The sequence below is a fragment of the Alcaligenes sp. LTN-3 genome, assembly GCF_059735605.1.
The window spans coordinates 117425-138868 of the sequence record NZ_JCAPDN010000002.1 but is presented as its reverse complement, the minus strand read 5'-3'; the positions used below and the strand labels follow the sequence as shown (position 1 = coordinate 138868).

Here is a 21444-nt window from a genome sequence, read left to right as displayed (position 1 = left end):
AGCAATGAGCGGACAGCCAGCATGGGCTGTCCGCTTCAGGAATGCCCTGCTGATCGTCCTGCAGCAAACCAGCCGCAAGAAGCACCGCCATACATAAAGGAGAATCATGGCCCGCCTACCTTATGCTGACCTGAACGCCCCCGAAGCTGCCCCATTGGTAGAACAAATCATTGCAGAGCGTGGCAGTGTCTTGCACCTGTACCAGATGCTGCTGCACAGCCCACCCATTGCAAAAGGCTGGCTGAATCACCTGACGGGCATACGTCACAACAGCAGCCTGCCGGGTGATCTACGCGAGCTGGTCATCATGCGTGTAGCCTTGTTGAATCGTGCCCCTTACGAGGCCGATCAACATGCCCCTATCGCTCTGGCTGAAGGCCTGAGCCAGGTTCAACTCGATGCCCTGCCCGACTGGCAGGATTCGGATGCGTTCACGCCCATCCAGTGTGCGGTACTGGCCTACACCGATGCCATGACCTTGAAGGTGCAAGTGGAACCCGCCGTTTTTCAGGATGTACGTCAGTATTTCGATGAGCGCCTGACTGTCGAGCTGACCGCTACCATTGCTACCTACAATATGGTGTCGCGCTTTCTGGAGGCCTTGCACATCCACTCAGACGACTCGCGTTAAACCGGCACCCTAAGTACATTCGTCCTGCTGCCTCCCAAGCGCCCCGCCAGAAACTCCACAAACAAACGTAGTTTGGGAGGCAGATGGCGGGTGGGCGGATACAAGGCCCACAAAGCACCACAATATTGAGTGCGGAACTCCCAATCGTCCAGCACACGCACAATGCGCCCTTCCTGCTCGGGCTCCCTGGCCACAAAACAGGGCAAACTGCCTATCCCCAAGCCACGCTCGACCGCATCCAGACGCACACCCGTATGATTAGCCGCGTAACGCCCACTAACCGACACATTCAGCACCCGCCCTCCTTTATTGAAGCGCCAGCGTGAATCGCTGGGCGCCTCGCCCAGATAAATGCAGCTATGTTCGCGCAATTGCTGTGGATGCACGGGCAGGCTGTGCTCGGCCAGATAAGCGGGGCTGGCATACAAGCCATGTCGAATATCGGTCAGATGACGGCCCATCAAACCCGGTGGCGGCTGATCGGTGATTCGTATCGCCAGATCCAATTGATCGTCGATCAGATCGGCGTAGCGATCATCCAGATTCATCAGGACATTCACCTTGGGATGCGCCGCCAAGAAGTCCGGCATATGAGGATGGATCAGAAAATGCCCCACTGCTTTGGGAACACTCAAGCGAATCTGCCCCTCTGGCTCGGTCTGGAACTGTCCCGAAATTTCCATCGCGGCCTGGGCGCAAGACAGCATGTCACGCGCATGCTCATAAATTGCCTGCCCACTATCACTTAAACGCAATTTGCGTGTCGTGCGCTGCAGAACGCGCGTTCCCAGACCTTTCTCCAAACGCGCAATGGAACGGCTGACCGCCGACGGGGTATAGCCAAGCTGGCGAGAGGCTTCGGAAAAACTGCCTGTCTCCACCACTTTGACAAAAACCACCATGTCACTCATCAGGGAAGTGAGATTACTTGTGCTCATAGGGAATAAATCATTTCAATGAATTGCAATTACCAGGACTGCTGGCAATGCCTACAATGCTTTAAAGCCAATCGACCGATAATAAAATGCAAGATAAATTATATTTGACCAGCCACAGCCTTACCTGCACAGCGGAAATCCTGGAGGGTTATCACTCCGAGAATGAACGCTACGCTGTCAGGCTGGATAAAACCTTATTTCACCCTCAAGGTGGTGGTCAGCCCTGTGACAAAGGCACGATAAATGGGAACGAGGTTCTGCACGTGGCACAAAACCGCGATGGCCATGTCCTGCACTACCTGCACAAGTACCTGCCTTTGGGCCCAGTGGAACTACGTATCGACGGCAACCATAGACGGGAAAACGCTCGCTTACACACCGCAGGCCACATGATCGGTCATCTGCTGGAGCGCATTGGTTGGCAAGCGGTAAAGGCGCATCATTGGCCGGGTGAGTCGCGTGTCGTGTTTCGCAGCTCCGCAAATGCCCTGCCCCCACTTCTGGACGATTTATCGAACCACTGTGCCGAACAAATCCAACTGGCCCAAGCTATTTTCATCAGTTTCCAGGCTGGCCGACGCCAAGTTGCAATTGGCAATCTGGGTCAATACCCATGTGGCGGCACCCATGTTGAAAACACATCTGAATTGGCTGGATTGAAAATAATTCGCATCAAAAACAAAAAGGATGAACTTAGCGTTCACTATGAAATGATGACCGAATAAACAATAAAAACCAGGATAGTTGATTAGCACCGTCTATCAATGGGAAAAGACAAGAGCCTTTTAAAAACACCAAGAACATGAGGGATGTATTGAGAGGCTGAACGATTACAGATTGGACATATGCAGTCCCTGCAAATAGCGAACGTCTGGCTACCCGACGTTCCCGCTGCATTGATGCGTCCACCTCACAAAAGCTGGGCGACGCTATCCTCGGTCAAAACGCCCTCGATCACTACCCGCCCAGCAGCCCGCAAGGGCAACGTAACAATGGCCAAGCCGGAAGGAGAGCTGCAGAGCATCTCGTCACCCCAAGCAAGGGCAACTTGCGCCTGAGCCCGTCTTGCCTTGTGGGATATCGCAGACCTGCCATGCCGCTGATTTTTTGGAGTGAATAGTGTTGCAAACCTATTGGCCAGAGTTCACTACTCTGGCGTTGATTCATTTTTTGGCCGTTATTGCCCCTGGGCCTGACTTTGCGGTCACCATCCGCCAAAGTGTGCGGCTGGGCCGCCAGGCCGGCATTGCCACCGCTATTGGCATCGGGGCGGGAATTTCCGTTCATGTGATCTACACCTTGTTGGGCGTAGGCGCTTTACTGCACTCCACTCCCTGGCTGATGAGCGTGGCCGAAATCTTGGGCGGCGCTTACCTGCTGTACATAGGCTGGGGATTTTTACGACAGGCCAACTCTCCCATGGAGGTAAGCCTAACCGAGTCCAGCAATGGCGAACCCGCTGCCGTCAGCGTGCGTCAGTCTCTGGCGCTGGGCTTTATGACCAATGCCACCAACCCCAAAGCCACCCTGTTCTTTCTGGCAGTATTTACATCAATAGTCAGTGCCAGCACCCCGCTCAGCACCCAAATGCTCTACGGCGTCTGGATGTGCCTGGTCAATGCGGGCTGGTTTATTGTCGTTAGTCTGATCTTCACCAATCCTCGCGTGCGCCAGCGTTTCTTACGCATGGGAACCTGGTTTGAACGGATAACAGGCGTCTTGCTACTTGGTTTTTCACTGCGCCTGCTGGTGCATGCCGGGCAGCGTCTTTTGATCTGAGCAGACAAAAGCCGAACAGTGTCAAAGATCGCAGCTTACCTTTGCACTCTGGCCTGCATAAGCGATAAATAGCAGCAAGCATGATTGCTCTAGCGCCATAAAAAAATCGCCCCGCCTTGTGAAAAGGCGGGGCGATTTTTCATTAGACCATGGATTGGCCCGTCTTACGGGCTCTGCGCCAATCCCGGATCAGGTTGCCAACCAGCAAGACTAAAATGATGGCCGACATGACAGGCCAGATCATAAAGTAAATCGTCATCAACATAAGATTCTCCTTTGCTTTTTTCTATCGTGAGTTCAAGCGCGGGCCGAAACCGGCTCACCTTTCACTTCACGCTGTTTCTTGCCCGGTACGGGAGTCTCGTCATAGTGAAAAGACTGCACGCGCTCGGCCAGGACGGAAAAATCAAAACGTTCCTGACTACGCAAACTGATGGCCACACAAACCACAGCGCTAACGCCGTAAGCCGTCAAGGACCCCAGCAAAACAATGTACTCACGCAGAAAACCAATGAAGTTGGGAAGCAAGATAGCGGTCGCAATCACACCAATCGCAATGGCAATACGGCTGCGGAAAAACGCAAAGGTCATCAAACCAGCAACAACACCACCGCCAATCGATGCAGTCACTTCGTAGAACAAGGCCACCACACCCTCGATAGGGATCAGCTCAAAGCGGACGATCGTAAACAGCACAACAGCGCACAACACCGACCAAGTAAACGCTTTGTTGGTAACACGATCCCAGTAAAAACTGACAATGACCGGGAACACAATCGCGCCCCACAAGGCACCGACAAACACCAGCATCACCAGAATATCCAGACGCAAACTGGCGAAGATCACCCCCACCATCGTGGCAACGACCATCGTGACACGGCCCCACCACAGCATACGAGCGGGTTTTGGGCGACCACGAGCAATGTTCTTGGCGTAAATATCCGTCATCACGATCGCTGACAAGGCGGCCAGGTCCGAGTCCGCAGTGGAAGACAAGGAGCCCACCACCAGAACGAAAAACAAGGCAATGCCAACGGGTGGCAGATACGTAGACGCCATCTGCGGGATGATGTTGTTCATATTGCCATTCACAGGCTGCAAGCCGGTGAACAAAGCCAGCAGACCCAACATACCCAAACCAATGACAACGGCACCGTAACCAATCGTGGCCGTCAGGAAAGTGGGCTTGATCAGATCCTCTCGCACTGCAAACAGGCGTTGGGCAATCGTCTGGTTACCAATCGCGTAAGCCAGTACCGCCACAAAGTACGGCGCACCTTGCTCCAAAATGGCCTTGGTCGAATAGAAGTTGGCTTGCTCGGAATCCAGACGCCACCAATTGGCCTGAATCATCTCTGTGCCACCAGCGTTAAAGAAAATCAGCGGAATAATGACGACGGCTGACAAAATCATGGCAACCAGTTGAGCAAAGTCCGTCATCACCGAGGCGCGAAAACCTGACCACAAGGTATAGGACAGCACTCCCAGACCCGCAATCAGCACACCTTGAATAAATGTCAGAGGGCTAAGGACCGAGACCAACGCACCCGCGGCGGTGAAGTTCACCATCAGGCTGATGCTACTGCCCACCACGTTGGAAATCGCCATAATCATCTGACTGGACGAGCCGTGCCGTGCGTGCAGCACCTCGGCCAGCGTATGTGCCTGCGGGGCAAGTTGGCGAAAACGTCGCCCAAAAGGGTAGATGAACAGAATCATCAAAGCACCCCATAGCCCGTAATGTAGAGGGCCTGATAGCCCATATTTAAAACCCGAGGTCGCGCTGGCATAAAAGGACGCGGCCCATATCCAGGTGGCAATCATGCTGGCCGCTGCAAGGCCAAAACCCACTGCACTGTTGGATACCATGTATCCATCCACGTTTTCTTTCTTTTGGCCAATCACGAGCGACATCAGAAATGTCGCACCATAAAAGCCAACCAGCAACAATATGGCCGTTGTGGTTGAAAGCGTAAAAAACTCCGCCTCTTGCATGTCTTTCCCTTTCTCTTCTGCGCGATGGCTGCTTGCAAAACAGCTCTCACTCGCATGCGTGCCGATTCCGCAGTAACGCGCTGGGCGGCACCGATCCCAAGATCAGAACCGAAACACCTGAACCGAACGCGCGCACACGCGCCTTCGCCCTTGACCAGAGCCAAAGCGAAAAAAAGCAAGACACAGCGCAAAGTGCCTCACATTACGGCAAGTCTGCGGGCCTTACAGCAAATAAACATGGCCAGAGACAAGCCGCTCTGTTGCAGGCCGAAGTCGTGTGAGACCGTCGGCTGGTTGTTCCGCGACCCAAGGGTCGGGCAAGGTGTTTCGGGCTAAAGCCGGGTTGTTGTGCAACAACCTGTTGAAGAACGGACCGCCATTTTTTTATGCAATTTTGTCGCACCTGAACGGCCTGTTCGAGAAGCTGATTCAATGAACCAGAGCGACCAATTATACATATTTAAAATTTTAGGGTCTATATCATGCTGTTTCAGCATCGAAAAAGGGGGTTTCAGGCCTTTTCAATACACTCGTAGACCTCATCAGTACTCAAACTGGCACGTGCCAGTTCTTGGCAGGCAGCAGGCACTTTGCCTACAAAAGCGTAGCCCTCCCCTCGCACCGAGCGTATGGGCAGTTCCTCTCCGATCGCCGTTATTTTACGTTTCAAGCGACTGATCAAAACGTCCACAGAACGGGCAGTCGACTCCCGCCCTTCTTCCGGAGGAAACAAACGATCACGCTCTACGGTTTGCGGACTGACCGCAAAGAGAACCTGCACAATACGTCGCTCACCGCGCGTCAACAGGACCGAGTGACCGCGTGGCGTGAGCAAGGTCCAACCGTTCTCCATCAAGTCCCATCGTTGCAGATCCGGCTCCAACTCTGTTCTATGAGGCAACATCCCCGCATTGACGGGTTCCGCCAAATCAGTTCGCAAACTTTGCTGCAAGGCATAGCCGCGACGCCGCAAGGCCTGCACGCAAGCCACCACTTCCACCGGCAAAGCATCCTGGTCAAAGCAGGCATCAGCCCCAGCAAGCAACAAATGTCCTCGTTCCAGGCCAGCCATCTTGTCGCGCCGCACAACAAGGACACCTGCAGCAGGAAATTCCATGCGTAAACGATTGATATGCCAAAAAATCTTCTCTGCCTGACACACGAGAGCAAATACCATCTCCGCCCCGATTGAATGCGCTAAGGACAGGCATTGCTCTATCGTCTCTACCGTCTTTACCTTGACGCCCCACTGCTCCGACTCCAAGACGATCTGCTGCAAACTGGCCTTGTCGTTATGTAACAGAAACATTCGTTCTACCGTCATAGTCCTTACCCCTGTGGGCCCACACTAGGCAATTGATGTTTTTACCCTTGGACTGGCCGGTAAATTCGCCACTGGCTGCCTTGACCAGAAACGCGGCTAACAAGGAATCCATGTTGGGATCAGGATTCAGAGTCACTGGAACTGTCCCGCCCATTTGCTTTAGAGTAGTCTTGCGGACCGCAGTCAAAGAAACAGTCTCGCCAGAAATCAGATGAAAAAAGGTGGTACGGTGCCGCAAAGGCACGCCCTGCACCCATTCCAGCACAAGCCTGGCTGTCGCCAATGCCGCCGCAGCGGTATGTAGTACGCGTCTTGGGGTTTTCCGTAACTGCCATCAATGTTGTCGTTTTCTCGTTTCAAACCAACTTATAAATGCTGTTGATAATCTGTCCGCTTATAAAAGAAATTAGCCAAAATTTTCTCTGACCCTCTTGTATTGCACTGACATAACCGAGTTTTCGGGTGCAATACCTCCGCACCCCGTCACGACGATAATTTGCATGTTTTCTCAATAAACCCTTACCGAAATTTCATCCCTATTCGGTTTTTTTTATTTTCTTACCATTTTTTTATAATTGCTTTTGAATTTTTACTGAACCTGTTTGAATCACTGCAAAAAAACACCCTAATAAACCGTTTATTTCATTTTTGTTTTAAATATTAGGATTTTTGTGCTGTCGGTAAACCGAGGGAGACAGGCCGCTGCATCGACGAAATGCGGTGGCAAAATTGGCCGGATTTAGATAGCCGGACTCGGCCGCCACGTTAGTGATGGCCATATCGGTTTGCCTGAGCAAGTGCATGGCATAACGCATGCGGCTGGAATACACAAAATCGCGCACCGTTAAACCACCACTCTCTTTAAAGAGCTCGTTCAAGCGGCGAGCGGTCGTCCCGAACCTCTCCGCCAGACTGTCGACCGTCAAATAATCCGACAGATTGTCCCGCACGTACTGCTGTACTGCATCGACCAGGTAATGCTGAGCGGATGAACTAGAAAACCCCTTCCACCCCTTATTAGCACTGCTTTCTTCTCTACTTGCTTCCATCTCCCTCAGGCCCAGATGCAGGCGAATACGCTCGATCACTAATTGCACATGGGTTTGGTACGCAATGAAATCGCGAGCGCCGCTACGTAAAGCCATGAGCTGACTATCCGCGCATAAAACCGCTGACAGGAACACCACCGGAATAGAAGCGGTTTGGGGATTGGCACGCAACATCCGCATAAAAGTGTCGCCCCGCAAACCAGGCAAGTGGTATTCACTCAACACAAAATCAGGCTGCAAGGACTGGCAACGCGCCAAGCCCTGCTGTGCATCCAGCGCAAAACTAATACGAGCAAAACTAGTGCGTAACAAAGCCAGTAAATCGGCTATGCCGGCAGGTTCTGGAGCAATAAGCAAAATATGAGCTTCAGACGAGACATGCATAAGCAATCCACCTATGGGGACAAATAAGTTTGTTTTGTTCCAAGTCGACGCTAATTCTAATAATTAAAAACACTTCCAAATAATTCGCTTATTTACCCAGCCTTTATATTTCTATTTATTTCCATAAAAACAGTTACATTATTTCATTTCATTTCTTTCAAACCTAGTAAACTTCGCTTTTGAATGCAAAGATCCGAAAACAAAGCGCCATTACGTTCAAATATTTTTCTTTTGTTTCAAATGAGTAAATTAAGATTCAAAACAATACTCAAACACACAAACAGACAAATAAAAACCCCACCGTAGCGGGGCTCATCAGTAAAGCAGGGCAAACCTCAAATCAACGATTATGCGTTGCTGGCATAGCCCGCCCGCGCCAGAACGCCCAACGGGCCGATCTGGCGTACCACATCAATTTGTTCGGGAGTACGCACATAAATGCAGCCGGCATAAGACAGGGCATTGACTGAAATACCGTCAACCAACTCCATGCTGCGCGGCACCACCAGCATCCATCCCTGGCCAGCCAACATATTATGTGGCGGTAACTGTCCGTCCTGCCCTGGCACCAAACCCAACTCATTGCACGCCAGGCGGTAAGAATTCAAAAGACTGTCACTCAAGGCGACCGGATCTCGGCTATCGGACAAGCGCACAAAACAATGCTCAAAAGCCAAGGCAGGGTGTTGATGCGCGCTGCCTGCAGCAGCCTGGGCGGGGAGTCTGTCAAGATAGAGAGCCAGCGAACCATTGCTGTCCGCCTGCGGAATCCATTGCGTATGTTTGTGACGCTGGCTGGCACCTGCCGGGCCACCGCCGTTGTAAAAGCCCAAACCATTCTGCAAGGCCAGAAAGTCCGCCAGAATTCGGAAATCAATATCGCGTAGCGGGCTGAGCTGTTCGGAAAACACCTTGTCAGCCAGCACCAAATGCAGATCACAGACAGCAAACTTGTTCAGCACAATATTGTGTGTGCTGCTGGCATCATCCACCGTCAAAGCGGGGGCTGGCGGCAAGAAAGGATTGAAGTTGGGGTCGCGCGGTCCACCTGGAATCGAGACGCTGGCAGCATCCTTGGCCGCCAGAGTAGATACCCAACGCACAAAAAATGCCAGCCCTTGATCCCGCATCAACTGCTCTTGAGCTTGCACGGGCAACAAATCACCACTGGCCAACGCGGCCCGACTTAGTTGGTCCAGGCGTTGCAAAATTTCCTTGCTCACGTCGTCTCGCTCCTCATTTGAAGTTGTATAGTGACGCCTTATTGTAGGCAAGAGACGCGAATAAACGCGCATGCTGCCTAACGCAAATTTTCCACCACCTCTATCAGGAGTACTCCATGTCCGGTATCCGCCGTATTGCCAGCCCACTGCCACTGCCCTTCTCGCGTGCCACCATGGCTGGCGGTTTTTTGTTCTTGTCCGGCCAGATCCCCTATGACGCCCAAGGTGAAGTGGTGCGTGGCTCCATCCAGGACCAGACCCACGCTGTGTTTGACCGCCTGATCGAAGGTCTGGCTCTGGCTGACGCCACCTTGGCTGATGTGGTCAAAGCCACTGTCTGGCTGTCCGATATGGCCTTGTTTGCCGACTTCAATAAAGTCTATGCCGAGCGCTTTGGCGACACCTTGCCTACCCGCTCGCTGGTTGAAGCCAAACTGGCCAAAAGCGTGGACGTAGAAATTGAAGTTCAAGCCTGGCTGGGCGATCGCGCCTAAGCCGCTTTCAGACCGACGGGTCGTCACACAAATTCACGCTACCGGGCCTTGGATATGGCACACTGAATTCCTCTAGTCCAAGGAGAATTCTGATGCGTTTTTTTGCTTCGGCCCGTCACACTTTACTGGCTTGTTCTGTCTTAGGTCTGGGCACCAGCATCACCGCCTACGCAGCCACGACTGACCAAGCCGCAGAACCGACTGCGATCAAACGCTTTCTGGGCGATTCGGACCTGCCTTTTTCCCGCGCCGTGCAAGCCGGGGACTTTCTGTTCCTGTCAGGACAAATCCCGCTGAACGCGAAAGGCGAGATCGTGCGCAGCAGTATTGAAGATCAGACCAATGCCACGCTGGACCGAATTGAAGAGACGCTGAAATTGGCCGGTGCAGACCTTAGCCATGTCGTCAAAGTGACGGTGTATCTATCTGATATGGCCTTGTACGATCAGTTCAACAAAACTTATAAAGAACGCCTGGGCAGCAACTTTCCGGCACGCTCGTTGGTACAGGCCAAACTGGTGGGTGGTGTGGACGTAGAAATCGACGTTCAGGCATGGACGGGCACTAAAACCAGGCCAGCCAAGCATTGATACCAGCCCCTTGCCATAGCCGATCCCTTATAAGCGGCACGCTTACTGCCTGACTGTCTTGTATGGCACACTAGCACCCTTAGCCAGACCTTTTACCCGCGCCAGGCTTACCGCCTGGCGTTTTCGTTGCCTTTACGGACTCTCTCATGATCTACGCGATTACTGCCCTTTTCGCCTTTCAGTTAATCGGCGAAATTCTGGTGCAGACACTATCTTTGCCGCTGCCAGGGCCTTTGGCAGGCATGCTGCTTCTAGCTGCGGCCTTGCTGATTCGTGGCGGCGTACCGGCCTCGTTGGAGAGCACAGCCAGTGTCATGCTACAGAACCTGATGCTGCTATTTATCCCCGCCGTAACCGGCGTGATGTTGTATTTTGATCGAGTAGCCCAGGAGTGGCAGCCCTTTTTGATCGCCACCTTGGGCGGCACCGTCATCACCATGGTGGTCACAGCCTTGGTGCTCAATCGTCTGCTTAAAAACCACCAGGAAAAAGAGTAATGACGGACGGACTTTTTCAAATCTGGGTCTTTCTGTCCAGTTCGCCCCTGCTGTGGCTGACCTTGACCTGCTCGGTCTACGCAGGCTCGGTCTGGATGTACCGCAAATCAGGTAGTAGCCCGTTCTTGCTGCCGATTCTGGTCTCGGTTCTGGTGATTGTGTCCCTGCTCTTGCTGACCCGCACGCCCTACCCCGTCTATTTTGAAGGGGCCAAGTTCATTCACTTTCTGATTGGCCCTGCCACGGTTGCCCTGGCTGTGCCGCTCTACAGCCAGCTGCGTCAGTTGCGCAAGATCTGGAAGCCACTAACCATTGCCCTGCTGATTGGCTCGGTGACCGCTATTTTCAGTACGGTGCTGATTGCCTGGGCCTTGGGTGGCTCGTTTGAAACCATCATGTCGGTGGCACCGCGCTCGGCCACCATGCCAATTGCCATGGCTTTGGCAGAACAATTTGACGGGCAACCTTCCTTGGCGGCTGTCGCTGTTGCCATTACTGGGATCGCGGGCACCATTATGGCGCGCCCGCTGCTGAACGTGCTGCGAATTGATCGCCCCGAAGCCCGTGGCTTTGCTGTGGGCGTGACGGCACACGCCATCGGCACCGCCCGCGCCTTGCAGGTTCATGAAACGATTGGGGCGTTCTCTGCCATTGGCCTGAGTCTGAACGGGATCATGACCGCCGTGTTGGTGCCCTTTGTTCCTATTATCTTGCGCTGGTTAGGTGTGGCCTGAGCCAGGCGGGACAGCCTGGCTCTAGCGCCACTCGTCTCGATAGACGAAACGGGGCATCTGCCAATTGCGATGCAAAGCCAGCATACGGAAACCCAGACCGATAATCATGGGGCCCAACAGGGTGACATACGGGTTCCAATCCAAATGCTGGGCGCCCAAATACAAAGCGCCAGTCAGCATGGATACACTGGCATACATCTCCTTGCGTAGCAGCAAGGGGATGTCATTGCACAAGATGTCACGCAAGACACCACCTGCACAACCGGTAATCATGCCGCTGAGCAGCACCACCGTAATCGGCAGCTTCATCTCCAGCGCAATCTGGCAGCCAATCACGGTAAAGACCACCAGCCCCATGGCGTCGAGCAGCAGGAACAGGCTGTGTAAGCGCCGCATGATAGGGGCGATCAAAGCCGTAAGGATAGCCGCACCTGCCGTAATCCACAGATATTCAGGATGCTGCACCCAGGTCAACGGGTAATGCCCCAACAGCACGTCCCGCACCGAGCCGCCACCCAAAGCGGTGACACAAGCGATGGTGCACACCCCCACCCAGTCCATGTCGCGACGGCCTGCGGCCAGCGCCGCGGTCATGGCTTCGGCGGTGATGGCAATAATGTAGAGAACAAGTAAGAGCATGATATTTTTTAAGCATCAAGCTGTTGAAGAAGCCCCCGATAGCAACGCAGCATCAGCAAGCCAGGCACAGCAATAAAGACGGTACAAATAAAAAAGCCCGGCCAGCCCAGGGATTCGACCAGTACAGGTGTCAAAGGCCCAGCCAGATACGTACGCCCCACTGCCGACAAGGCCGACAGAAGTGCAAATTGAGTGGCGGAATAAGTCCGATTGCACAGGGCCATCAGCAAAGCGACAAAGGCTGCTGTGCCTAGGCCGCCGCACAGATTTTCCAGACCGACCACCATGCCCATCAGCCACATGGATGGCGCGGTTTCAATCGCAATCCACCAATAACCCAGGTTGGAGACAGCCTGCAACACACCAAAGATCATCAATGCCCGGTACAGACCCAGACGAGCCATGATTGCCCCGCCCATCAAGGCCCCAACCACCGTCGCCGCCAGGCCAAACACCTTATTGATCGTGCCAACCTCGGACAGCGTAAAACCGGCCGCACGAATCAAAAAGGTGGTGGACAAGGCACCGGCAAAGGCATCGCCCAGCTTGTAGAGCACAATCAGCGCCAGAATACTCCAGGCGCCAGGGCGCGAGAAAAAATCTGCCAACGGTGCCACGACCGCCTCAGACAAGCTACGGGGCGGACGGCTCTGTTCCTGTGGTTCTGGTGAAATCAAGGTCACCAGCGCACACAGTGCCATGAAACCACCCATCAGAAAATAGGTATTGGACCAGCCCAACCAGCGATCCGCCAGAATCAAGGCCAGACCACCGGAGACGATCATGGCGATGCGGTAACCCATGACCTTGACCGCCGCCCCCGCCGCCCGCTCCTGCGCTTGCAGCACATCGGTGCAATAGGCATCGAAGGCAATGTCCTGCGTCGCTGACAAAAAGGCCACCCACACGGCCAGCAAGGCCAACGCAGTCAGGTTTACGGAAGGAGAAAACAAACCCATGGCCGCAATCGAGGCGGCCAGCAGCAATTGGGTCAACAATATCCAGCCACGCCTGCGCCCCATGAACGGTGGTGCATAGCGGTCAATCAGGGGGGCCCACAGAAACTTCAGCGTATAGGCCGAGCCGACCAGCGTCAGAAAACCGATCTCGGTCAGCGAAACATTTTCAACCGTCGCCCAGGCCTGCAAGGTGCCTGAAACCAGGGCCAGAGGCAGGCCGCTGGCAAACCCCAGAATCAGCAAAGGCAAGACTCGGGGACTGGTATAGACACGTGACACGTCAGGCCTTATTAGCGCTAAGCAGCAAGAAAGTGGGGAGACTCGAAACGATACATGGCCAAAGTACTGCGCCAGCCCGGTAAAAAGCGCACCGTGTCGCGACCATTGAATGCGGCACGATCAAGAATGCGTACCCCCACCGCCTGGGCCAGATCTTGAAAGTCTTTCATGGTGCACAAATGGATGTTGGGCGTGTTGTACCACTGGTAAGGCATTTCGCCAGTGACCGGCATGCGTCCGCGCAAAATGCTCCAGCCATGCGGCCAATAACCGAAGTTAGGAAACGAGACGATACCATACCGCGCCACCCGCGCCATCTCGCGCAGGATGTGCTCGGTATGGTGCATGGACTGTAAGGTTTTGGACAGCACAACGGTGTCAAACTGCTGATCGCTAAATAGCGCCAGACCCTCTTCCAAGTCCTGCTGAATGACATTGACGCCACGACGCACCGAAGCGATCACGAACTGGTCGTTCAGCTCTACGCCTGTACCAACGACCTGGCGCGTATCGCGCAGATGCGCCAGCAAAGTGCCATCGTTACAGCCCAGATCCAGCACACGCGAACCTGGCTCAATCCACTGCGCAATGCGCAGCAAATCCGGTCTTAACATGACATCATCCACCTGTGTTTGCGGCTTAGTCATTCTGCCAGCACCCCTGTCGTGCGCGTGCGCGCAGGCAAGCCCAAATTAGCGGCGATCTGGTCATAGTATCCCTGCACAACGGCATGATAACGAGGGTCTTCCAGCAAAAAAGCGTCGTGCCCGTGCGGGGCATCGATTTCAGCATACGTTACCTGGCGCTGATTACGCAGCAGGGCCTGCACGATTTCACGCGAACGCTCGGGCGAGAAACGCCAGTCCGTGGTGAAGGACACCAGCAAGAACTTGGCCTGCACATTTTCCAGTGCCTTGACCAGGTCCCCCTGAGACTGGCGCGCAGGGTCAAAGTAATCCAGCGCACGAGTGATGATCAGGTAGGTATTGGCGTCAAAATAGCGCGAGAACTTCTCGCCTTGATAACGCAAATAGGATTCGACCTCGAATTCCACGCCGTAGTTGTAGTTGTATTCGCCACCTTGGGCTGGCGCACGCTGATTACGGCCAAATTTTTCGGCCATGGCCGTATCAGACAAATAGGTGATATGGCCCACCATGCGGGCAACGCCCAGACCTGCTTTAGGCACCACACCATGCTCGTAGTAATTCCCACCGTGAAACTGCGGGTCGGACAAAATGGCGCTGCGGGCCACTTCGTTAAAGGCAATGTTCTGGGCCGACAGGCGCGGGGTGCTGGCAATAACCACACAGTTCTCCACACGCTCGGGGCAACTGATGGCCCAGCTCAGGGCCTGCATGCCACCCAAGGAGCCCCCCATGACGGCAGCAAACTTGCGGATGCCAAAGTAATCGGCCAAGCGGGCCTGAGCACGAACCCAGTCTTCTACCGTCAGCACGGGAAACTCGGAGCCCCACGGTTTGCCAGTGGCAGGGTTGATACTGGACGGGCCGGTCGAGCCAAAGCAGGAGCCGATATTGTTGACGCCGATGACAAAGAAACGATCGGTATCCACTGCTTTGCCAGGGCCGACCATATTGTCCCACCAGCCTATGCTTTTAGGATCGTCGTCGTAATACCCGGCCACGTGGTGCGAGGCATTGAGGGCATGGCACACCAATACGGCATTGCTGCGTTCGTCGTTAAGGGTGCCATAGGTTTCGACTGCCAGCTCGTAGCTGGGCAGCACTTGCCCGCTGCGCAGATGCAGGGGTTCGTCAAAGGCGATGAGTTCGGCTTGTACGGGGCCCACGGAACCTTCGGGGATCAATCCGCAGGATGGGCTAAGGGCGCCAGTGTCGGCGCTAGGGACGGAATCAGTGGCCATCAGGACCTCTTTAGCTGGATTTATGGAGCGCCCGCAAGCGGATCAGGCAAATCGGCGCAAAACGTATAAGACAAAATTCTAGCATCGCTGCGGCGCGGCGTCCAAATCGACCAAGCTGGATCGATTCAGGACCCTGGGCAATGAACGCAGCCAAGAAAAGTCAATGCTTTGATTTACATCATTATTTTCATTCTCATCTGTCTGCCAGCTAAGCTAAATTTGAGTACATTGGCCCGACGTTTACCACGAATGCATGAGGAATGGCTTTACCGTGACGCATTTAACTTCACGCGAACAGTCCTGCCTGAACTGGGCTGCCCATGGCAAGACCAGTTGGGAAATCAGCATCATCCTGGGCATTACTGAGCGCACGATCAACTTTCACTTTCAAAACGCCTACGCCAAGCTTGGGGTCTACAGCCGCCAAGCGGCCATTACCCTGGCCTTGCAGCGGCGTCTGATCAGCGGCGACCCAGCTAGCGAGCTAAGCCGTCAAAGAAAACCTTTGCCTGAGCCGCATCCGGAGCCTTACCGGAATCCGTCATAACAAAGCCCTGCACTATCCAGCCTGGCTCCATACGGATCATGGCCTCCAGCCGCAAGGCGACGCCCCCCACATCGCGCGTCATGAAAAACACCTGACCTGGTGGTGGCAGTTGTATCTGGCTTTTCTCGCTGACCTGCCCATCCGGTATAAATTTCCCGCGCAAAGAGTCATGCAGCGCCTCGTACAAGCGTTGGCGGGCGGTCTCGTCCTGTTGCAGCTCCATTGGCAAAATCACATGGCCCACGGTGTAGCTTTGTCCACCCGCCGTGGCGGTCGTCAGATAAAAATCCAGTTGATACTGCTCGAAATCCAGCAATCGGTGACTGGTGGTGGGCTTACCGGGCAACATGGCCGACAGGCCAGTGTGTTCAAGCTGAACCTTGCGCCAGTTAAACTCCGGACTGCAGGCGGCCAAAGTCAAGAAGGCCGCCAGTATCGCAATAATGCGCCTGATCATCATGGTGCTAATCCCGTATCCCGTTTCATGCTTTTCATCGGCTGGTTGAACAGCCGCCTTATACTCGCCCTGCCCGATACGCCTTTTGGCGCAACTTAACAAAGCAAGTGTGGTCGGACTACTATTTATAGACGGGGCCAGGCCCCTTTGAACAGTCCCGTATCTTGCACCCGATTTCGAAAGTGGGAAACACCACCATGAACACCAGCCACGAACGCCGCCTTGCCCTGCAACAGAATCCCGAGATTTTGCAGGGAATCTTGCGCGGCATCGAAAAAGAAGGACTGCGCGTCGATGCGCTGGGCCAATTGGCAGCGACCCCCCACCCTAAAGCCATTGGGTCGGCCCTGACCAACGGCCACATCACCACCGACTACGCCGAGGCCCTGCTGGAGCTGATTACTGAACCGCAAGCCCGAGTCGAGGACGTGCTGCAAGAGCTGACTGACATCCACACGTTTGTGGCTGGCAAGCTGGATCAGGAAATGATCTGGAACCAGTCCATGCCTGCGCTGCTGCCTGCCGAAAAGGATATTGCCATTGCCTGGTACGGCACGTCCAACACGGGCATGCTCAAGCATGTGTACCGCCGTGGTCTTGCCGAGCGCTACGGCAAACCCATGCAATGTATCGCCGGGGTGCATTACAACTTCTCTCTGCCAGATGGGATCTGGCCCTTGCTCAATGTCTGTGGCGACAATTTGCAAGACCAGCGCTCCAACGGCTATTTGGCGCTGATCCGCAACTTCACGCGCTACTCCTGGCTGCTGATGTACCTGTTTGGTGCCTCGCCCGTACTGGATGCGAACTTCCTGCAAGGGCGCAGCAACAGTCTGGACAAGATCGACGAGGACACACTGACCATGCCCTGGGCGACCAGTCTGCGCATGAGCGATCTGGGCTATCACAACAAGGAAGCCCAGGCCGAGCTTCAGCTTTGCTACAACGACCTGGACACCTTTGTGATGCGCATGTATCACGCTGCCGTCACCCCTTGGCCGGATTACGAAAAGCTAGGCACCCACCGCAATGGCGAATGGATTCAGCTCAATACCCATATTCTGCAGATTGAAAACGAGTACTACTCCAGCATTCGCCCCAAGCGCACCACCCAGCGCAGCGAGCGTCCGGCCACCGCTCTGGCCCAGCGTGGTGTGGAATATATCGAAGTGCGCTGCCTGGATATCGACCCGGAATCGCCCACCGGCATTTCCGAGCAAACCTGCCGCTTTCTGGATACGTTCCTGCTGTTCTGTACCGTACAAGACAGCCCCTTCTTCCCGGATGGCGGTTACTGTCAGGACAGCAAGAACAACTTTGCGACCGTCGTACGTGAAGGCCGTCGCCCCGGCCTGATGCTGACCAATCAACAAAAGGAAAGCGTCAGCCTGCAAGACTGGGGCCATGAGATTCTGGAATCCCTGCTGCCTTACGCGCAAATGCTGGACCAGGCCCTCAATACCCACGGTCACACAGAAGCTGTGCAGGCCCAAATCCGCAAGCTGGACAACTCAGAGCTGACTCCTTCTGCCCAGTTGCTACACCATTTGCGTGAAACCGGCTTGAGTTTTCACGACTACGCATTGCAACGCAGCCGCGAGCATCACGAAACCTTGCTGGCCCATCCTTTGTCTGCCGACAAGCAAGCCGCCTTCGAGCAACAGGCTAAAGAGTCTCTGCAAGCCCAGATTGATATCGAAGCGCAAGATCAAGAGTCCTTTGAGGACTACGTCCATCGCTACGAACGCAACCTGATTCCTCCTGCGGTGGAGAACAGTTAAACCCCATCGTGATGCAATGCCGCCCGCAAGGGCGGTTTTTTTTTGCCGCCGGGCCGCCCCAAGGCAAAACCTCTCCCCGGGGGACAGCAAGCCGAAGGCGTCGCGAAGGTTTTTTTGTCGCCGGGCCGCCTCACGGCTCGGCGCCCCCGGCAAAAAGTCCTCCTAGGGCGGCAACAAGCCGAAGGCGTCGCGTGGGGGCTTTTCTTGACCGTCTTCTGCACACGAATGGGAGACCGGGCTCACATTGAGCCACACACCCGACACGCTCTTTTTTCCCCTTCCCTCAAAAAGTTTTCCCCTCTATTTTGAAAAGTTATTGTTATGTTATAACATCCGAAAATTAACAAACCGGAAGATGAGATGCGTTTCCAACCCCGTCCCTTGCCACTTGCCCTGGCGCTGCTTTTGTGTGCCTCTGCCCAAGCCAATGAACTTGAAGAACCTGTCCCTGAGCTGGCCCCTATCCGAATTTCCGCCAGCCCCCTGGCCTTGCGACAAACCGAGCTGGCCACCGCCAGCACGGTCCTGCAAGGCCCCAAACTGGATTTGCGCCGCAGCAGCACCTTGGGTGAATTGCTGGACGGTGAGGTCGGCATTCATGTAGACAGCTTCGGTAGCGGTGCCAGCCGCCCCGTCATTCGTGGTCAGACCGCGCCCCGCGTCAAAGTCCTGAGCGATGGCGCAGAGGTCATGGATGCGTCGGCCATCTCGCCCGATCACACCATCACGGTCGACACCTGGCAGGCAGACCGCATCGAGGTGCTACGCGGCCCATCAGCCCTGCTGTACGGCGGTGGTGCCATTGGCGGTGTCGTCAACGTATTGGATCGCAAAATCCCCACAACCATCCCCGAAAAGGGGTTTGAAGGTTCGGTGCGCGCTCAGGGTTCCACCGCTGACCGTGGCAGGATCGGCGCAGTGGAAATGACAGCAGGCGAAGGCAATATCGCCTTGCACGTCGAAGGTGCCTCACACCGCAGCCGCGACTATCGTGTCCCCAACTGGACCGACAGCCGTGTCAAGGACTCGGACTCCAGCACAGATACTGGCAGCATCGGTCTGTCCTTTATTGGCGACCGTGGCTACATAGGCGCGGCGTACTCTTACCGCGAGGGCAGCTACGGCCTGCCCGGTCACAGCCATGAATATGAGGACTGCCACCCACACGGTGCCACCCTGCATTGTGGCGGCCATGGTCATGACCACGGCCATGATCACGATCACGGACACGATCATGACCATGATCATTCAGCCACGGCTCACCTGCGCACCGAGCGTTTCGATATACGCGGCGAACTGCGTGATCCTTTACCCGGCTTCAAGCGTGCTCGCCTGCGCGCCGGGGCCACCGACTACCAGCACGTCGAAAAAGATGGGGATATAGCGGGCACCCGCTTTACCAATCGCGGCTACGACACCCGCCTGGAGCTGGAACACAATCCTTGGGGGCCCTTTGAAGGCGTTATCGGCCTGCAAACCAGCCAGTCTGATTTTGCTTCCCGCGACGGCACGGAAAACTTCATCCCGCCCACCCGGACTCGCAGCCAGGGCTTGTTCCTGCTGGAAAGCGTGAACTGGGACGACTGGCGTCTGGAACTGGGCGCTCGTCAGGAATGGCAAACCGTCACACCCGACTCGCAAACCCTGGAGCGCCGCAAAGGCACGGCCACCTCCTTCTCCTTGGGCACCGTCTGGGACTTTGCGCCTGAATACGCTGCCAGCCTGTCCGTATCCCGCTCGCAGCGTCTGCCCACGGCTCAGGAACTGTTCGCCAAAGGCGTACACTTTGCCACGCTCAGCTATGAGCGCGGTGATCCTAACCTGGATCGTGAGACCAGCCATACTGTCGATCTGGGCCTGCAAAAACACCTGGGCGATCTGCGCTTTGATTTGCGTACCTTCTACACCCGCAGCTCGAACTATATTTATGGCCGCAGCCTGGACCGTCACGAAGACTTCCAGCTGATTCAATACAGCCAGGACAAAGCTCAATTCTGGGGCCTGGAAGCCGAGGCCTCCTACCCGGTCACGTCCTGGGCCTCGCTGAGCGTCTATGGCGATCTGGTGCGCGGTAAACTGCAAGATCCCGGCCGCAACCTGCCCCGCATGCCTGCCGCCCGCCTGGGTATTCGCACGGATGTGAACTGGCAGAACTGGTCCGGTTTTGTGGGTTACACCCATACCTTCGCCCAAAATCGCGTGGCTGAACATGAAGAAGGCTCGCCCTCCTTCGGTTTGCTCAGCATGGGTTTAAGCTACCGCCTGCATATGGACCAAAACACCTACACCCTGTATCTGAGAGGAAATAACTTGCTGAACAAGTTGGCCTACCGCCATACCTCCTTTATTGCCCGTCAGGCCCCCTTGATGGGACGCAACATCCTGGCCGGGATACAGGTGGAATTTTGAGCAAGACCGCCCTACACACGGGTAGCCGTCTCTACCAGATCGTGGCCGACATGCAGGGCGACCGTCCCTGGGGCAACGTTCTGGATGCCGGCACCGGCAAGGGCTCGCTGCGCTGGCTGCTGACGCTGGACACAGAACGCTGGACAGCCATTACCGCCTCACCCGGTATGGCCGAACAGGTTACCCGTGAACTGGGCGACCAGAAACGTCCCGAGGACCGCCTTCTGGTGGGCAACTGGAGCGACCCGGAGTTTCTGCAAGGCGAACGCTTTGACACGGTTCTGGCGGATTATCTGCTCGGTGCCATAGACGGCTTTGCCCCCTACACCCAGGACCAGTTGTTCAGCCGCCTGCGACCGCTTACCAGCCAGCGTCTCTATATTATTGGTCTGGAACCTTACGTGCCCTATAGCAGCACGGACCCGGCGGGCAAATTGATTGTGGAAATAGGCCGTTTACGCGATGCCTGCCTGCTGCTGGCCGGCGAGCGCCCGTATCGCGAATACCCGATGGACTGGGTACTGCGTCATTTGCGGCAATCCGGCTACCGTTGTGTGGATGCACAACGCTTTGGCATTCGTTACGGCGACAGCTTTATCCACGGTCAACTGGATATGTGTGACGGGCGCCTGCGCCGTCTGAAGGACCGTAATCTGGCCTTGGCCTTGTCCGAGCATGTCCAAACCTTGCGTAAGCAGGCCCTGGCCTTGAATCAGACCTTGGGAGGTCTGCGTCATGGTCATGACTATGTGATTTGTGCCGAAGCTATTTAAAACCAGAAAGCAACACAGGAAAAAGATAAAGGGGCCTTGTCAGCCCCTTTATCTTTTCCAATACACCACTGCTT

General features: G+C 55.1%; 22 protein-coding genes and 1 riboswitch. Of the genes, 11 read left to right on the top strand and 11 right to left on the bottom strand.

The features are described from left to right. Positions 1-106: 106 nt before the first annotated feature. Positions 107-631, top strand: a complete 525-nt coding sequence (locus AC6I6N_RS08850; protein WP_460196452.1) for a carboxymuconolactone decarboxylase family protein — start codon at positions 107-109, stop codon at positions 629-631. On the opposite strand, the gene AC6I6N_RS08845 is transcribed toward AC6I6N_RS08850, so the two are convergent. Then, positions 628-1569 (bottom strand): LysR family transcriptional regulator, encoded by a 942-nt coding sequence (locus tag AC6I6N_RS08845; protein ID WP_094195456.1) that lies wholly within the window; start codon positions 1567-1569, stop codon positions 628-630. The genes AC6I6N_RS08850 and AC6I6N_RS08845 overlap by 4 nt on opposite strands. An 86-nt stretch (positions 1570-1655) precedes the next feature. Here AC6I6N_RS08845 and AC6I6N_RS08840 point away from each other — a divergent pair, with 86 nt between their 5' ends. Together AC6I6N_RS08840 and AC6I6N_RS08835 are read left to right on the top strand one after the other, a co-directional pair. Beyond that, on the top strand, positions 1656-2294 hold the full coding sequence (locus AC6I6N_RS08840) for an alanyl-tRNA editing protein (RefSeq protein ID WP_125277369.1): 639 nt from the start codon (positions 1656-1658) through the stop codon (positions 2292-2294). Between the two features lie 394 nt (positions 2295-2688). Further along, positions 2689-3348: a LysE family translocator gene (locus tag AC6I6N_RS08835; protein WP_321267539.1), complete on the top strand. Its 660-nt coding sequence runs from the start codon at positions 2689-2691 to the stop codon at positions 3346-3348. 142 nt (positions 3349-3490) lie between these two features. On the opposite strand, the gene AC6I6N_RS08830 is transcribed toward AC6I6N_RS08835, so the two are convergent. From AC6I6N_RS08830 to AC6I6N_RS08810, 5 genes are all read right to left on the bottom strand, one after another. Beyond that, entirely contained in the window at positions 3491-3613 is a 123-nt protein-coding gene (locus AC6I6N_RS08830) for a putative transporter small subunit (protein ID WP_094195454.1), read from the bottom strand. Positions 3614-3645: 32 nt separating this feature from the next. Further along, a complete protein-coding gene (locus tag AC6I6N_RS08825) occupies positions 3646-5343 on the bottom strand; it encodes a sodium:solute symporter family protein (protein WP_497943430.1) in 1698 nt (565 codons plus the stop codon). Between the two features lie 511 nt (positions 5344-5854). Beyond that, positions 5855-6667, bottom strand: coding sequence for a winged helix-turn-helix domain-containing protein (locus tag AC6I6N_RS08820; protein WP_125277367.1), 813 nt, complete (start codon positions 6665-6667; stop codon positions 5855-5857). Between the two features lie 653 nt (positions 6668-7320). Then, positions 7321-8100: a response regulator transcription factor gene (locus tag AC6I6N_RS08815; protein WP_125277366.1), complete on the bottom strand. Its 780-nt coding sequence runs from the start codon at positions 8098-8100 to the stop codon at positions 7321-7323. A gap of 347 nt (positions 8101-8447) precedes the next feature. After that, positions 8448-9323, bottom strand: coding sequence for an ATP adenylyltransferase family protein (locus tag AC6I6N_RS08810; RefSeq protein ID WP_497943429.1), 876 nt, complete (start codon positions 9321-9323; stop codon positions 8448-8450). 116 nt (positions 9324-9439) lie between these two features. Here AC6I6N_RS08810 and AC6I6N_RS08805 point away from each other — a divergent pair, with 116 nt between their 5' ends. From AC6I6N_RS08805 to AC6I6N_RS08790, 4 genes are all read left to right on the top strand, one after another. After that, a complete protein-coding gene (locus AC6I6N_RS08805; RefSeq protein ID WP_094195448.1) occupies positions 9440-9817 on the top strand; it encodes a RidA family protein in 378 nt (125 codons plus the stop codon). 92 nt (positions 9818-9909) lie between these two features. Continuing rightward, on the top strand, positions 9910-10407 hold the full coding sequence (locus AC6I6N_RS08800; protein WP_125277364.1) for a RidA family protein: 498 nt from the start codon (positions 9910-9912) through the stop codon (positions 10405-10407). 146 nt (positions 10408-10553) lie between these two features. Then, on the top strand, positions 10554-10904 hold the full coding sequence (locus AC6I6N_RS08795; protein WP_108728227.1) for a CidA/LrgA family protein: 351 nt from the start codon (positions 10554-10556) through the stop codon (positions 10902-10904). After that, complete coding sequence (locus tag AC6I6N_RS08790) at positions 10904-11638, top strand: LrgB family protein (RefSeq protein WP_121737795.1); 735 nt, start codon at positions 10904-10906, stop codon at positions 11636-11638. Before AC6I6N_RS08795 ends, AC6I6N_RS08790 begins: the two co-directional genes overlap by 1 nt. Before the next feature lie 21 nt (positions 11639-11659). Here the strand turns inward: AC6I6N_RS08790 and AC6I6N_RS08785 are convergent, their stop codons facing one another. The 4 genes from AC6I6N_RS08785 to metX all read right to left on the bottom strand — a co-directional run bounded on the left by AC6I6N_RS08785 (position 11660) and on the right by metX (position 15403). Continuing rightward, positions 11660-12277 (bottom strand): trimeric intracellular cation channel family protein, encoded by a 618-nt coding sequence (locus AC6I6N_RS08785; protein ID WP_094195444.1) that lies wholly within the window; start codon positions 12275-12277, stop codon positions 11660-11662. Between the two features lie 8 nt (positions 12278-12285). Continuing rightward, positions 12286-13515, bottom strand: coding sequence for a muropeptide transporter (locus AC6I6N_RS08780; protein ID WP_108728229.1), 1230 nt, complete (start codon positions 13513-13515; stop codon positions 12286-12288). A 17-nt stretch (positions 13516-13532) separates the two neighbouring features. Continuing rightward, complete coding sequence (metW, locus tag AC6I6N_RS08775; RefSeq protein WP_094195442.1) at positions 13533-14162, bottom strand: methionine biosynthesis protein MetW; 630 nt, start codon at positions 14160-14162, stop codon at positions 13533-13535. Continuing rightward, a complete protein-coding gene (metX, locus tag AC6I6N_RS08770) occupies positions 14159-15403 on the bottom strand; it encodes a homoserine O-succinyltransferase MetX (RefSeq protein WP_125277363.1) in 1245 nt (414 codons plus the stop codon). Before metX ends, metW begins: the two co-directional genes overlap by 4 nt. Then, positions 15393-15471, bottom strand: a riboswitch (SAM riboswitch). It overlaps the preceding gene by 11 nt. Before the next feature lie 203 nt (positions 15472-15674). Between metX and AC6I6N_RS08765 the strand changes: the two genes are divergently transcribed. After that, on the top strand, positions 15675-15950 hold the full coding sequence (locus tag AC6I6N_RS08765) for a response regulator transcription factor (protein ID WP_094198239.1): 276 nt from the start codon (positions 15675-15677) through the stop codon (positions 15948-15950). On the opposite strand, the gene AC6I6N_RS08760 is transcribed toward AC6I6N_RS08765, so the two are convergent. Next, positions 15880-16410 carry a hypothetical protein gene (locus AC6I6N_RS08760; protein WP_346549222.1) on the bottom strand — a complete coding sequence of 177 codons (531 nt, stop codon included), beginning with the start codon at positions 16408-16410 and terminating at the stop codon, positions 15880-15882. The genes AC6I6N_RS08765 and AC6I6N_RS08760 overlap by 71 nt on opposite strands. Positions 16411-16604: 194 nt before the next feature. On the opposite strand from AC6I6N_RS08760, the gene gshA reads away from it, so the two are divergent. The 3 genes from gshA to AC6I6N_RS08745 all read left to right on the top strand — a co-directional run bounded on the left by gshA (position 16605) and on the right by AC6I6N_RS08745 (position 21370). Further along, entirely contained in the window at positions 16605-18188 is a 1584-nt protein-coding gene (gene gshA / locus AC6I6N_RS08755) for a glutamate--cysteine ligase (protein ID WP_094195439.1), read from the top strand. Between the two features lie 360 nt (positions 18189-18548). Next, the gene (locus AC6I6N_RS08750) at positions 18549-20597 is read left to right on the top strand and encodes a TonB-dependent receptor domain-containing protein (RefSeq protein ID WP_497943428.1); all 2049 of its coding nucleotides are present in this window, start codon (positions 18549-18551) and stop codon (positions 20595-20597) included. Further along, positions 20594-21370, top strand: coding sequence for a class I SAM-dependent methyltransferase (locus tag AC6I6N_RS08745; RefSeq protein WP_497943427.1), 777 nt, complete (start codon positions 20594-20596; stop codon positions 21368-21370). The genes AC6I6N_RS08750 and AC6I6N_RS08745 overlap by 4 nt, the downstream gene beginning before the upstream one ends. Positions 21371-21444 lie beyond the last annotated feature (74 nt).